The sequence below is a fragment of the Massilia aquatica genome (genome assembly GCF_011682045.1).
GTDB classification, from domain to species: Bacteria; Pseudomonadota; Gammaproteobacteria; order Burkholderiales; family Burkholderiaceae_D; genus Telluria_A; species Telluria_A aquatica.
In genome coordinates, this window is sequence record NZ_VVIW01000025.1 from 1 (window position 1) to 11,888 (window position 11,888).

The following is an 11,888-nucleotide window of genomic DNA, read 5'->3' on the forward strand; positions in this document are numbered from 1 at the left end:
ATCATTCGAACCACTTCCAGCTTCAGGCTGGGATCGAATGTCTTCCGCTTTCTTGTTGCCATGTATTACTCCTCAGATGGTGGATTTTCCACCTATTGAGGTGTCCGAGCAAATTAGACCACAGCACTTTTTTGTTTAGTACGAAAAAAGTATGAAAAATGATTCTGGGTGATACGAAGGGTGTCGCGGCAACGCTGGTCGCGCCGCTCACGGCGCGCCCGACTTGCGCATGGCCATTTCCATTTCGCCGCGCAGGAACAGCTTGTGCCACTGGCCGTTTTCCATGAATGCAGCGCCGCCCAGGCCAGCCATCAGCATCACGCCATCGTTGACCGACAGGCTGCCGGAGCATGCGTAGACTTCCGAGGGCAGGCCGCTGGCCCGCGCCAGCTTGCCGTTCTCGATTGTCCATACCCCGTTGTCGTTGGTGCACCAGACTTTGCCTTCGTGCCAGACCATGTCCTTGAACCCGAGACTGATGCCGCCGTCATGGATTTTCTTCCAGCGGTTTTCGCGCCCCACGAAAGTCAATCCCTCGTAGCACGAGACATAGACATTGCCATCGCCGCCGCAGCAGACTGTCCTGGTCCAGATATTGGTGGGGAACGACAGCTTCTGCCATGTCTTGCCGTCGAAGTGCCAGACGTCGCCCTTGCCGCCAACTGCATACAGATCGTTTTCGTTGAATCCGGCGATGTCATCGAAGCCGTCGTCAGTCGAATTCGCCTGCTTCGGAATGGCCTCCGAGGGCGAAAACCATTCGCCCTTGCCAAGCCGCTTGCCAACCGACCTGTTACCGCCGCAAACATAGGCGTAGCCTTCGATCATCTTGATGCGAAAGATCGACCCGCGGCGCACGGGACTGCCCTTGCATTCCTGGACCGGGGTATCCATGTAGCTGACACCGCTGCCGATCACATAGGCCGAGGAGTCTTCCATTTCCAGTGCAATGAACTTGCTCTGCGGCTTGGTCGCCGCGCCGATGTAGACGGTCGCCCAGTCTTCCAGCAGCGTTGAGCCCCACTGCTTGCCTGGGTCACCATGACGGAAAAACGTCACCAAGTGCTTATCGCGACGATCCCGGCTTCGTCCGCTTTTTTCCTCTGCCTCGACTTCTTCGTCGCTAAACCAGCCCAGCGGTCGGCAATAAAGCCAAAACGCGTCCGGTCGCGCACGACACATCCATAGACATAAAACGTGCTGAGGTGGGTGGCATATTCCTTCAGTGTCATCTGCATAGTCATGCTATCCGTTGCAGGAAGCAACGGCCATCGTCAGGCGAATTGCATAGTATTAAAAATCAATTGCCATGATTTTCCATCATGAATTGCCGCACCGTTGGTTCCTGCCATCAACAGCACGCCGTCGTTAACCGAGAGATTCCCCGCGCACACCGCCACGTCGGAGGATGGAAATTCAGCTGCTACCAATTTATCGTTTGAAATGTTCCAAAGGCCGTAGTCACTGCTCAGCCAGAGTTTATCGGCATGCCATACTATGTCCCGGAATGGTAAGGTCATCGACTCACGGACGATCTGTTTCCACTCATTCTGGCGGCCGCGAAAAATATTTCCCGACTGAGCGCCTACGTAAACATAACCGTCGCCAGCGCAACAGACAGAATGAAGATACATCGTTGAGGGGAAGGGCAGCGGACGCCACTTTACCCCGTCAAAATGCCAAACGCAGCCTTTCCCGGCGACGGCATACAAGTCGTGCGTCGAGAAGCCGTCAATATCCTCAAGGTCCATGTTCCCGGACCGCTCTTCGTCCTCGAAGTCTGCCAAAGTCTCCGCCGGCAAATGATGAGAAATCGATTCCCAGCGATTTTTCCCTGCCCTGATGCAGACGGTGTGGCCGCTGCCAACCGCGTGCATTACTCCTTGAATAAGCCTTGTGCGAAAAATCGCACCACGCCGTGGACCAGTTTCGTGGTGCGTGGGAATTGGCTCTTCTTTGCCGGATTCGTTTCCGCCCGCGGTGAGTACCAAGCCATCAGACGATGTCACAACTGCTTTATCCTCCCCATTCTTGCTGGCACAAACGGTGAGGTTTTCATATCGGTTGAAAATGGTTTTACCCAATTGCTTGTCTATCGGATCGTAGGGATAGTAAGACACCAGCCGCTTGGTCACATATGCCTCCGCAGTTGGCCCAGCATCTTCCGCTTCGGCAATATTCCGTAATATAAAACAAAAAATATCATTACTTCGTACTGCGCAATCGGAAATAGTGTATCCCTCAAAATATTCCGCGTACTGGGATTCGGTAATCTGCATTCTGTCGCTCCAATTATTTATCGGCCTTGTCCTTCGGTTAAGTCCGGCGGCAATGGCGTGCCAATGGCTGGTTCAGCGAACCTGTGCATTTTTCTGATTCATTGAATGTAAAAGACTTTTTGGAATGCTTTGGACTTAAGTTTAAGGGTATGCGATTAACCTCACGCCGTCGCGGGAATGAGGCTCTCGCCAAGCAGCGCGGCCAGGTGGCGGCGCGCACTGTGCGCCGCTCGCCGCCTTGCCGCGCACGCGTCGATGCCTGGCGCGTTCGCTCAACGCTGATAAAGCCGTTCGATATCCGTCGCGAAGTGGTTCGCCAGGTTCAGGCGCTTGAGTTTCAGGGTAGGCGTGAGCAAGCTGTTTTCGCTGGTCCACGGCGTACGCGTGAGGGCCACCGCGCGCGGCTGCGCATAATGCGGGAAGCCTTTGGTCAGTTCGCGAATGCGCTTCAAGGCCAGCGCCGCGGCGGCCGGCGCGCGCAGGCTGTCGGCGGCCTCGGGGTCGAGCTTGAGTTCAGCCGCCATCGCAGCCCATCCGGCCTGGCTCAGGACCACCGCGCAGGCGATGAACGGCCGATTGTCGCCGAACGCGTAGGCTTGCTCGAACGCCGGGCTGGCGGTGATGGCCTGCTCCAGGTCCGACGGCGCGATCTTCTCGCCGGTGGAGGTGACGATGATTTCCTTGATGCGTCCCAGAATGCGCAGGCGCCCGTTCTCGATCACCGCCTGGTCGCCGGTGCGCAGCCAGCCGTCGATGAAGGCGGCGGCCGTGTCGGCCTCGCGCTTCCAGTAGCCGCGCATCACGCTGCGCCCGCGCACCTGCAGTTCCTGCATCTCGCCGATGCGGACCTCGACGCCGGGCAGCGCGCGCCCGATCGTGGCCGGGTCGTTGTCATCGAGCCCATTGGCCGCGACCACGGGCGAGGTTTCGGTCATGCCGTACCCCTGCAGCAGCGGCACCCCAAGCGCCAGGAAACAGTGGGCGATCGCCTGCGGCAGTGCCGCGCCGCCGCTCACGGCCAGGCGCAATCGTCCGCCGAACTGGTCCCGGATGTTCGCTGCCACCAGTTTGTCGAGCAAGGGCCACAGCAGTTCGTCCAGCCAGGCCGGCGCGCCGTCCGGCACGGCGAGCTGCTGCGCGCGGCAGAAGCGGCGCCAGCCCACGCTTTGCGCCAGCGCGAACAGGCGCAGTTTCAGGGCCGAAGCGGCCAGTTTAGCCTCGATCGCGCCGTGCACGCGCTCGTAAATGCGCGGCACCGAAATGAGGATGGTCGGTCGCACCGCCTTCATCTCCACGGCCAGCCGCGACGCCGAGCGCGAGTGCGCCACGCACGAGCCGGACGCGATCGGCAGGTAGTAGCCGGCGGTGCGCTCGAAGGTGTGCGACAGCGGCAGGAACGACAGGAACACGTCGTCCGCGCGCGGCGCCACCCGCTGCATGGTCGCCTTCACGTTTTCAAGCACATTGTCGTGGGTGAGCATGACGCCCTTGGGTTTGCCCGTCGTGCCCGAGGTGTAGACCAGCGCGGCCAGGTCGTCATGGCGGGGTCCTGCGCGCAGGCCGGGTTCGCCGTCCGCGCGCGCGATCAGCCAGTCCTGGAAGGCCAGTACCGGGCATTCGGCGCCAGCTGCCGGAACCAGGCCCGCAGCGTCCATGATGACCACCTGGCGCAAGGCCGGCAGCGCCATGCCGACCGCGGCGATGGCCTGCCATTGGGCATACGACTGGGCCACCAGTAGCGACGCCTCGCTGTCGGCCAGGATGTAGGCGATACTGGCCGGGTTGTCGAGCGCATGCATCGGCACCGGCACGCACGCCAGCGCCAGTGCGGCCTGGTCGAGCGCGACGGCGTCGATTCCGTTCGGCAGCAAGATGGCGATGCGGGCGCCACGCGCCAGGCGCAGCCCCGCAAGGGCGTGGATGATGCGCTCGACCTGGTCGCCGATGGCCTGCCAGGAAATCGGCATCCATTGTTCGCCCATATCGTCGTAGCGTAAGTAGGCGTTGGCGAGGGGCGTGTGCTTTACGCGCCAGGAAAACAGTTCCGCCAGGGTGTGCACGGCGGCGAGCGGGTCGCTCGGCTTGGTATCGATCAAAGTGGTCATAAGTGGCGCAAAACGGCACAAGGCCGTGCAAAGAGAAAGGCGGATGATACCGGGAGAACGTGATAACGCACCTGAAGCACGCATATTCCGCCTGGCGTGCCACCCGGCCGGTACCATGCCAGGCATGCGCAACGCCGGTTGCGCGCGGCGGGGGGTGGCTGTTTTGGTGGGGATCGGTCGGTTGCGATGCCGAGGCCGGCCGGTAATGAGCTAATCCGGATAGTACACAGATGCCACTCAAAATGCGGCCCCCGGTATCCGCATCTTGCCGGCGGCTGGCTCCGGGGCAAGCCGCCAAGTGAGCGACCGATGCCTATTACTACTGCTACGTGGTTGAACGCTATTAAATAATTTACAATAGTCTGACGATGACGATGGAGTAAGGACATCCAACATGCGTACCGCATTAAAGGTCGTGGCGATTTACGTGGGTCTATCGGTTTTTCTGGTACTGCTTTGGCTCGGGCTTGGCGCCGGCGAACTGCCGGCAACAGTGACCCAATGGTTATGGCTGCTTGTCCTGGCAGTGCCGCTGCACTTGGCTGGAGAACTCATTGGACAGGGGCTGTGGGGCAACCGAGCTGGTCGTTTTGTCGAGCAAAAGACCGCAGGCAAACGGCTGTCCGTTCTTCGAATGCTTTACGCATTCCTGATGATCCTGTTTTTTTGCGGCGCGCTGCTGGCGGCATCCTATCTCTGGGATCTGCTGAAGGCCTGACACGCGCCGGATGCGCAGCATCTTGCGGCGGCTGCGCGCCGTGAGCTGGACTTTTCCCTGCAACGGCGCCGTTCGAATGATTTCAGGATATTAAATAGATGAACACCCCAAAACTGTCACCTGCTCAGCTTCAACATGCCATGCAATGTGCGGCCGTCTGCGACGCAGCGGTCACGTCGGAAGAGTGGCTCAGGGCGTTCTGGTATCACGAGAACGGGTCCGGCGGCATGTCGATGGGTAAATACGACAATGGTGCCGGAGACCATGTAATCGCTTTCTTTACGCCCGACGGAAAGGCGTTGATCAAAGGGTTCGATCATGAATCGGAAGTCAGTGCGCATGCGCGCGAGGAATTCGGGATCTGGCCCGGGATTTATGACGGCATCCCTTGCGGGTTTTTGAGTCCGCTCCAGGATGAGGCCGCCGAATACGATCACGTGACATTCTGCTGCTGGTGCGAGGATGGCCAAACCTGGAAAACCGGCATTGCGCTCATTCCCGATGAGATGGATGACGGCTCCGACTGGCTGCTTGGCGTGGTTCAGATGAACGCGGATGAATTTATCGAATGGGGAAAGTCGTACTATGAGGCCACCTTCGATCTGATCGGAGAAGATGGTGTCTTTGCAGCGTTCGGACAACATGCGCCTGCGGCGGCAGGCGCAGCGCGGGACCGGAAAAGCGGTGACAGCGGCGCGTAGATTTTAGCCAGTTTTTGCCCTGTCGCGATTCCGGCCGCAGCGCTTCGGGCCGGTTTTTCCTGGCACAATGAGCGTGGTAGTCCTGGATTTCCATTCCATTTCGGTTGTATTAACCGAGATCCTCGCCGCAGCGCATACGAACCTCGAAATCTGGGAATTGCGCGAGAGTGTCCTTCGTGAGAACTTCCGCTACCTGCGCTGAAAATGTCCCGATGGCGATCCAGGTATCAGCCTGCCATCCTCCTTTCGGATTTTCCAACTTCGGAAACGCCAGGCGCAGGCGACTCTGCGCCGCAGCATCGAGCGGGTGTGGGATCCGAAACTCGACTGTTTCCGATTGCTCAGCCATCCAGTCAAAGCCGGATTCGCCGATCCAGCCAACAATTTCGTTGTCGTCTGTCAGCGCGACACAGCGCCCAACGGCGGACGCCGCCTCGAACTGCGCGCGTGTCCGGACCGGAAAGACCCCCTTTTCGCACGTGCCGCAATAGCGAATATGAGCACTATCCGTTACTGGAAGATCATTCCAGGTTTGTCGACACATGAAGGTGAGGTCGCATCGCGAGAATACCGTCATGGCAGATTATTCCTTGCCGGCTCCGGCCGGATGCGGGGCGCGGAGTGTCGCGCAAATTTCCATTCTAAGCCCAAAAAACCACCCGGCATCGCCGCGAAACCTCATCAATGACAAAGCAACAGCTCTCCCAACCGCCGATGCGATCAAACGCGCTGGTGAGCACACTGGATTGATACGGTGTTTCATTACATCGTCGCGACGAGATTTTTCCTTGGCGCCAACAGCGCAGCGCGTTACCTAGTCACGGAAGGCCGCCACGCCGCCGCTGCGCTGGGTAAAGGTTGTTTCCGGCGTACGCGCCAAAGCGGCCGTACGAAAGCGGCACTACGACGATCTTTCCAGGCCGAAGAAGGCGAGGCTTGCCGCATAGGCGTCGGCACGGACTTGTTCGACCGGCACGCCGCGCGCCATCGCCAGCAGTTCGGCCACGCGCGCCAGCGCCGCTGGCTCGTTTCGGCCCGCAATATCCGGACGGTAGCCGGGCGGCGTCAGGTAGGGCGCGTCGGTCTCGAGCATCGTGCGTTCTGGCGGAATGGCTTGCAGGGCGCGCAGCAAGTCTTGATTGCGGTTTTTCTGCCCGACCCAGCCGGTGATGCCGAGATAAAAGCCCCGTTCGACATACTGCCTTGCGACCGTCTCGTTGCCAGTGAAGCAGTGCACCACGCATTTCGGCAGACGGTCCTTGAAGTTATCGAGGATGGCCAGCAGGTCGTCCGCAGCCTCGCGTTCGTGCAGGAACAAGGGCTTTCCAAGCGTGCACGCCAGCTCGACTTGCGCCTCGAGCGCGGCGCGCTGCACGTTGCGCGGGGACAGGTCGCGGTTGTAGTCGAGACCCGTTTCGCCCACCGCCACGGCGTTCGGATGCGACAGCAGCGAGCGCAGGCCGGCCAATGCGTCGGCGTCGAGCCCGGACGCGTAATGCGGATGAATGCCGGCGGTGAAGAAAGCAGTCCCGGGGGCCATTTTTTCGGTCAGCAGGGCCACTTCCCTGGAAATCTTGAGCGATGTGCCAGTCAGGATGAAGCGCTCCACGCCGGCCTCGTGCGCGCGCGCGAGGACTTGTTTCCAATCACTTGTGAAACGGTGGCTGGCCAGGTTCAGTCCAATGTCGATCAGGGGAGATATGTGCATGAGCGTTATTGTGAGACGTAGCTTAATAGTCTGTCAATATGGTTCCGCTGGGCTACTTCTTCATCGCTAAGCCCGTGGTCGGACAAGGGCGATATTTTGCAGTGAGCCCTCATGATTTGCGATTTGCCGTCGATATAACCTTATGTCAATATTGCTTCGGCGGCTAGTTGGGCCGGGAGTATCCAGTTGATAAAGAGCCCATTTTTTCACTTATCGCGATCATGACCGCCATTTCTCCCGTTTACAGCAGTACCACGGTGCCGCTGCGCAGTCCTGCACCGGTTTCTCAACGCACCGATGAGCAGGTCGTCCCGCGCCCGGTGTCCTCGACCATCGTCAGCCTCAGTCCGCAGAGCCTGTCTGCGTCCGCCGCTGGCCGCGCCGCCCTGCATTGGGAAGCGGCGGCGCAGGATGGCGTCAGCGCGCTGATGGCCGCGAATGTCGGCGCGCGCTCGGCGGCGGGCCGCTTCAGCGGACTGGGCGCGGCCTTGCTGTCCCAGTTTCGCGGCGAGGCCGGCAACATGTCCCAATCGGTCCAGCTGGCCCCGTCCGCCGCGCCAGCGTCGCCTTATGGCGTCGCGGCCGCGCCGCCATCCCTGCATGGCCAGGGCAACGACAAGATAGCGCTCAGCATTACCACCAAGAGCGGGGTCGAGCTCACCCTGGCGCTGGATAACACCGACAATGGACTGGCGGTGCGCATGAACAGCAGCGCCGAACTGAGCGATGCCGAGCGCAGCGCGCTGGCCGGCCTGGCCGCCGGCTTCCAGGAGGCCATCGACGGCATGACGCAGGAGCCGCCCTCGGTCAGGCTGCAAGGCTTGACGCAGTTCAATTCGACAGTGCTGGCCTCGGTCGACCTGCGCGCCACCATCAAGCTCGCCAGCGACCCGGAAGCGACCCAGTCGCTGGCCTTCCACGCCGACGGCGCGCAGCGCAAGGTCAGCCTGAGCGGACCGTCCGGCACGGCCTCGGTCAGCGTCGATACCGGCAATCTGGCGGGACTGGGCAGCCCGGAACAGCAAGCCCGGGCGCTGGCCAGCCATCTCAAGCAATTCGACCAGGCGGCGGTGCGGGGCAGGGCCGATGCTGGCCTGATGAGCATGTTCAAGGAAGCCTTCACAGGCTTGAACAGCAATGTCGGGGCCGCGCAGCCGCGCAACGGGGCTGGCGCGGGCGGCAAGTGGGAGCTGGCGGCGGGCGACCGCGCCGCGCTGAGCGGGCTGGCCGACTTCAGCGCCTCGCTCAGCCAGGCGTCGAATGCGATCAATCCGATGCGTCCGAGCGAACAGGACAGCTTTGCCTACGAGGTGTCGCAGAGCACCGATGTGGGCGGGCGCAGCCAGGGCGAGCGTACCATCTCGCAGCAGCAGAAGTCCGAGTTGAACGCCAGCTTCCATACGCCGAGCACGCCGGGCGCCACGCTCAGGCTCGATTACGATGAACAATCGCAGAACTACGATTACCATCAGATCAAGGATGCGGCCAGCAGCGAGATGAACCTGGCCTACAGCGACGGCCACCTGGTCAAGGCCACGCTCAGTCAGTCCGCCAGCCAGTCGGCCCGGGTGATGAGCTATGCGATGGGCAAGCTGGTGTCCGATAGCGTCACGCCGGGCCAGCAAGCGCTCCAGCGCGACTTGCTGGCGGCGCTGGCGCCGTACCTGACCGGCAACACCCGCTTGAGCGAGGAGCAAAGGGACGACCAGCGCCAGCAGTCGTTGACCGGCTTGAGCGCGCAGGTGCTGTTGAAGGCGTATCCGGACTGACATCCGCGCCAGCGCGTCCCGGCCGCCTACCTGACGGCGCCGCGTAGTGCCTGTTCGAGTTCGGCAAGCACGACCGGTTTGACCAGGTGATGGGCGAAGCCGGCCCCTTTCGACAAGACCCGGTCATGCGCCTGGCTGTAGCCGGTGAGCGCGATCAGGATCGCCTGCGCATGCGCTGGTTCACTGCGAATATGCCTGGCCAGTTCGTAGCCATTCATGCCCGGCAGGCCAATGTCGAGAATGAAGGCGTCGAACTGGCTGGACGCGGCCAGCGCCAGCGCTTCGCGCCCGTCGGCGGCAACCAGCACAGCATGGCCGCAGGCGTGCAGCAGGGTGGCCAGCGATTGACCGGCGTCGCGGTTGTCATCGACGACCATGATGCGCAGCGGCGCGACCGGGGCCGGTGCCGGTTCCGCATCGGCCAGGTGCGGCGGCGCAAGCTGCGCCATGCATGGCAGCGTGATCACAAAAATGCTGCCCATATCCGTGCCCTCGCTGCGCGTTTCGATCGTGCCGCCGTGCATCGTCAGCAGGCTCCTGACCAGCGCCAGGCCCAGTCCCAGCCCGCCCTGGGCCCGGTCCGAGGTGCGGCGGCCCTGGGTGAACAGGTCGAACAGGTGGGGCAGCAAGGCCGGCTCGATACCGATCCCGTTGTCCTGCACGCTGATGCGCACCTTGCCCGCGTCCACCTCCACCGTCAGCGCGATGCGGCCCCCTTGCGGGGTGTATTTCGCCGCGTTATTGAGCAGATTGCTCAAGGTTTGCACCAGGCGCGTGCGGTCACCCGAGACGGTGGCCTTGACGCTGCTAAAATGTAAAGACAATACGTGTCCGCGCGCGTCCAGCAGCGGCCGGGCCTGTTCCACCGCCGCTTGCACGATCGACTCGACATCGAGGCATTCCTCGTCCAGTTCGATCAGGCCGCGGGTCACGCGCGAGACGTCGAGCAGGTCGTCGATCAGGTTGGTCATGTGCTTGACCTGGCGCAAGATGATTTCGCTGGTGGCGCGCACGCGCTCCGGATTGGTGCCGGCGAAGCGCAGCACCTCGGCCGCCGTGCTGATCGGGGCCAGCGGGTTGCGCAATTCGTGGGCCAGCATGGCCAGGAATTCGTCCTTGCGCCGGTCGGCCTTGCGCAGTTCCTCCTCGGCGTGAACGCGCTCGCTGATGTCGATCGCAATCCCGCGCACGGCGTAGGCGGCGCCGGCCGTGTCGCAGCGCACCCGGCCGCGCACGTCGATCCAGATCAGGGCGCCATTGTCGGGACGCACGAAGCGCACCGTGACCTCGAAGCGCGATTGCTGCGCCAGCGCACGTGCGCGCGCTTCGTCCAATGTGGACCGGTCTTGCGGGTGGACGTGACTGTCGACGAAGCCACGGCTATTCGACTGCAGGCCCAGCACCTGTGAGGCGTTCTCGGACAGGTACAGTTCGTCCGTTGCCATGTCCCAGTCCCACACCACCATTTTTGCCGCCAGCAAGCCTTCGTTGAGCCGGTCGGTGCTTTCGCGCTCCGCCTCGCGCGCGTCATGCGCTTCAGTCACATCGTAGCCCTGCGCGAAGATGCCGAGAATGCTGCCGTCCTCGGCCCGGTAGGCCTGGTACGACAAGTCGATGAAGCGTTCTTCGGTCGGCCCGTTGGCTTCGCGCTGGACGTTGAGCCGCATCCCGTACGTTTTCCACGCTTCGCCGGTGGTGTACACCTGCGCCAGGCGTTCTTCGAAGCCTTGTCCGCGCACCTCGGGCAGTGCTTGCCAGACCGGCTTGCCGATGAGCTCACGGTGGCCGACCAGCTGGTAGTAGGACTCGTTGGCCATTTCGAACACGTGGTCCGCCCCGGTCAGCACGGCGACAAAGCCGGGGGCCTGGTTGAACAGGTTGCGCAAGTGGCCGCGCTCGTCTTTCACGACCCGCATCATCGCTTCGTGCATTTGCGCGCGGTTGAACTCGTCCGTTCGGGCGATCGCACTCCCGCCCAGCGCGACCGCCGCGCTTTGCGTGCGGCGGTCGAACCGGTACAGATCGGTCACGTCGATCGCATTCTGATACACAAACGCCACGCTGCCGTCATCCCTGAGGGCCGGGGTGTGCACGGCATTCCAGAAGCGTTCCTGGAACACCGTGCCCGTTTCGGTCTCGACCGGCACCGAGTAGCGCAGGAAGGGGGTGGTGTGCGGCCGTTTGGTGGCCATGGCGGTTTCGAGCGAGGCCTTGACTTCGGCGATGTTGGTCGAGCCGGCATCATCCGGGTTTTCCGGAAACGCATCGAACACGTACAGCCCGACGATCTGCTCCTTGGTCCGCCGCACGCTGCGCAGGTACGCATCGTTGGCATCGATGATCGTGAGATCGGGCGCCATCACCAGATAGGGGTAAGGCGATGAACGGAAGAGCAGGAAGTGGTCGGGAGGCGCATGCATCTCTCATCTTGCCATAATTTATGGGGCGCACGAACGAGGCACCGGGCCAATTCCCGGCATCGGGCGGCGCAATGCACTTTGTTGTGTATTGTCTACCGAACTCTTCCCCAAAACCGTTGATTTAACGGCATACTTAACTCGTCAGCAGCGTTTCCCCGCGCCTGGCGGCAGCATGCCCGGGCGCTGGC

The 11,888-nt window shown here is 61.8% G+C and carries 10 protein-coding genes; 3 read left to right on the forward strand and 7 right to left on the reverse strand.

All coding sequences use genetic code 11. The features are described 5' to 3' along the window. Positions 1-207: 207 nt before the first annotated feature. The 4 genes from F1609_RS27735 to F1609_RS27750 form a co-directional block, all read right to left on the reverse strand. Positions 208-1,059 (reverse strand): beta propeller repeat protein, encoded by an 852-nt coding sequence (locus tag F1609_RS27735; RefSeq protein WP_167080140.1) that lies wholly within the window; start codon positions 1,057-1,059, stop codon positions 208-210. Next, complete coding sequence (locus tag F1609_RS27740; RefSeq protein ID WP_167080142.1) at positions 1,056-1,244, reverse strand: hypothetical protein; 189 nt, start codon at positions 1,242-1,244, stop codon at positions 1,056-1,058. Before F1609_RS27740 ends, F1609_RS27735 begins: the two co-directional genes overlap by 4 nt. 30 nt (positions 1,245-1,274) lie before the next feature. Further along, positions 1,275-2,279, reverse strand: a complete 1,005-nt coding sequence (locus F1609_RS34860; protein ID WP_167080144.1) for a WD40/YVTN/BNR-like repeat-containing protein — start codon at positions 2,277-2,279, stop codon at positions 1,275-1,277. A gap of 272 nt (positions 2,280-2,551) precedes the next feature. Further along, entirely contained in the window at positions 2,552-4,384 is a 1,833-nt protein-coding gene (locus tag F1609_RS27750; RefSeq protein ID WP_167080146.1) for an AMP-dependent synthetase/ligase, read from the reverse strand. A gap of 394 nt (positions 4,385-4,778) precedes the next feature. Here F1609_RS27750 and F1609_RS27755 point away from each other — a divergent pair, with 394 nt between their 5' ends. Together F1609_RS27755 and F1609_RS27760 are read left to right on the forward strand one after the other, a co-directional pair. Next, positions 4,779-5,102 (forward strand): hypothetical protein, encoded by a 324-nt coding sequence (locus F1609_RS27755; protein WP_167080148.1) that lies wholly within the window; start codon positions 4,779-4,781, stop codon positions 5,100-5,102. Positions 5,103-5,200: 98 nt separating this feature from the next. Then, the gene (locus F1609_RS27760) at positions 5,201-5,803 is read left to right on the forward strand and encodes a hypothetical protein (RefSeq protein WP_167080150.1); all 603 of its coding nucleotides are present in this window, start codon (positions 5,201-5,203) and stop codon (positions 5,801-5,803) included. A gap of 109 nt (positions 5,804-5,912) precedes the next feature. Here the strand turns inward: F1609_RS27760 and F1609_RS27765 are convergent, their stop codons facing one another. Further along, the gene (locus F1609_RS27765) at positions 5,913-6,380 is read right to left on the reverse strand and encodes a hypothetical protein (protein ID WP_167080152.1); all 468 of its coding nucleotides are present in this window, start codon (positions 6,378-6,380) and stop codon (positions 5,913-5,915) included. 324 nt (positions 6,381-6,704) lie between these two features. Then, a complete protein-coding gene (locus F1609_RS27770; RefSeq protein WP_167080155.1) occupies positions 6,705-7,511 on the reverse strand; it encodes a TatD family hydrolase in 807 nt (268 codons plus the stop codon). Between the two features lie 221 nt (positions 7,512-7,732). Between F1609_RS27770 and F1609_RS27775 the strand changes: the two genes are divergently transcribed. Then, the gene (locus F1609_RS27775) at positions 7,733-9,280 is read left to right on the forward strand and encodes a hypothetical protein (protein WP_167080157.1); all 1,548 of its coding nucleotides are present in this window, start codon (positions 7,733-7,735) and stop codon (positions 9,278-9,280) included. A gap of 26 nt (positions 9,281-9,306) precedes the next feature. Here F1609_RS27775 and F1609_RS27780 read toward each other — a convergent pair whose 3' ends face one another. Then, a complete protein-coding gene (locus F1609_RS27780; RefSeq protein WP_167080159.1) occupies positions 9,307-11,700 on the reverse strand; it encodes a hybrid sensor histidine kinase/response regulator in 2,394 nt (797 codons plus the stop codon). Positions 11,701-11,888 lie beyond the last annotated feature (188 nt).

Bases quoted from the DNA above. Each gene is read 5' to 3' on its own strand.
- F1609_RS27760 (WP_167080150.1), top strand. From the start codon at position 5,201: ATGAACACCCCAAAACTGTCACCTGCTCAGCTTCAACATGCCATGCAA.
- F1609_RS27750 (WP_167080146.1), bottom strand. From the start codon at position 4,384: ATGACCACTTTGATCGATACCAAGCCGAGCGACCCGCTCGCCGCCGTG.
- F1609_RS34860 (WP_167080144.1), bottom strand. From the start codon at position 2,279: ATGCAGATTACCGAATCCCAGTACGCGGAATATTTTGAGGGATACACT.
- F1609_RS27770 (WP_167080155.1), bottom strand. From the start codon at position 7,511: ATGCACATATCTCCCCTGATCGACATTGGACTGAACCTGGCCAGCCAC.
- F1609_RS27765 (WP_167080152.1), bottom strand. From the start codon at position 6,380: ATGACGGTATTCTCGCGATGCGACCTCACCTTCATGTGTCGACAAACC.
- F1609_RS27755 (WP_167080148.1), top strand. From the start codon at position 4,779: ATGCGTACCGCATTAAAGGTCGTGGCGATTTACGTGGGTCTATCGGTT.
- F1609_RS27775 (WP_167080157.1), top strand. From the start codon at position 7,733: ATGACCGCCATTTCTCCCGTTTACAGCAGTACCACGGTGCCGCTGCGC.
- F1609_RS27740 (WP_167080142.1), bottom strand. From the start codon at position 1,244: ATGACTATGCAGATGACACTGAAGGAATATGCCACCCACCTCAGCACG.
- F1609_RS27780 (WP_167080159.1), bottom strand. From the start codon at position 11,700: ATGCATGCGCCTCCCGACCACTTCCTGCTCTTCCGTTCATCGCCTTAC.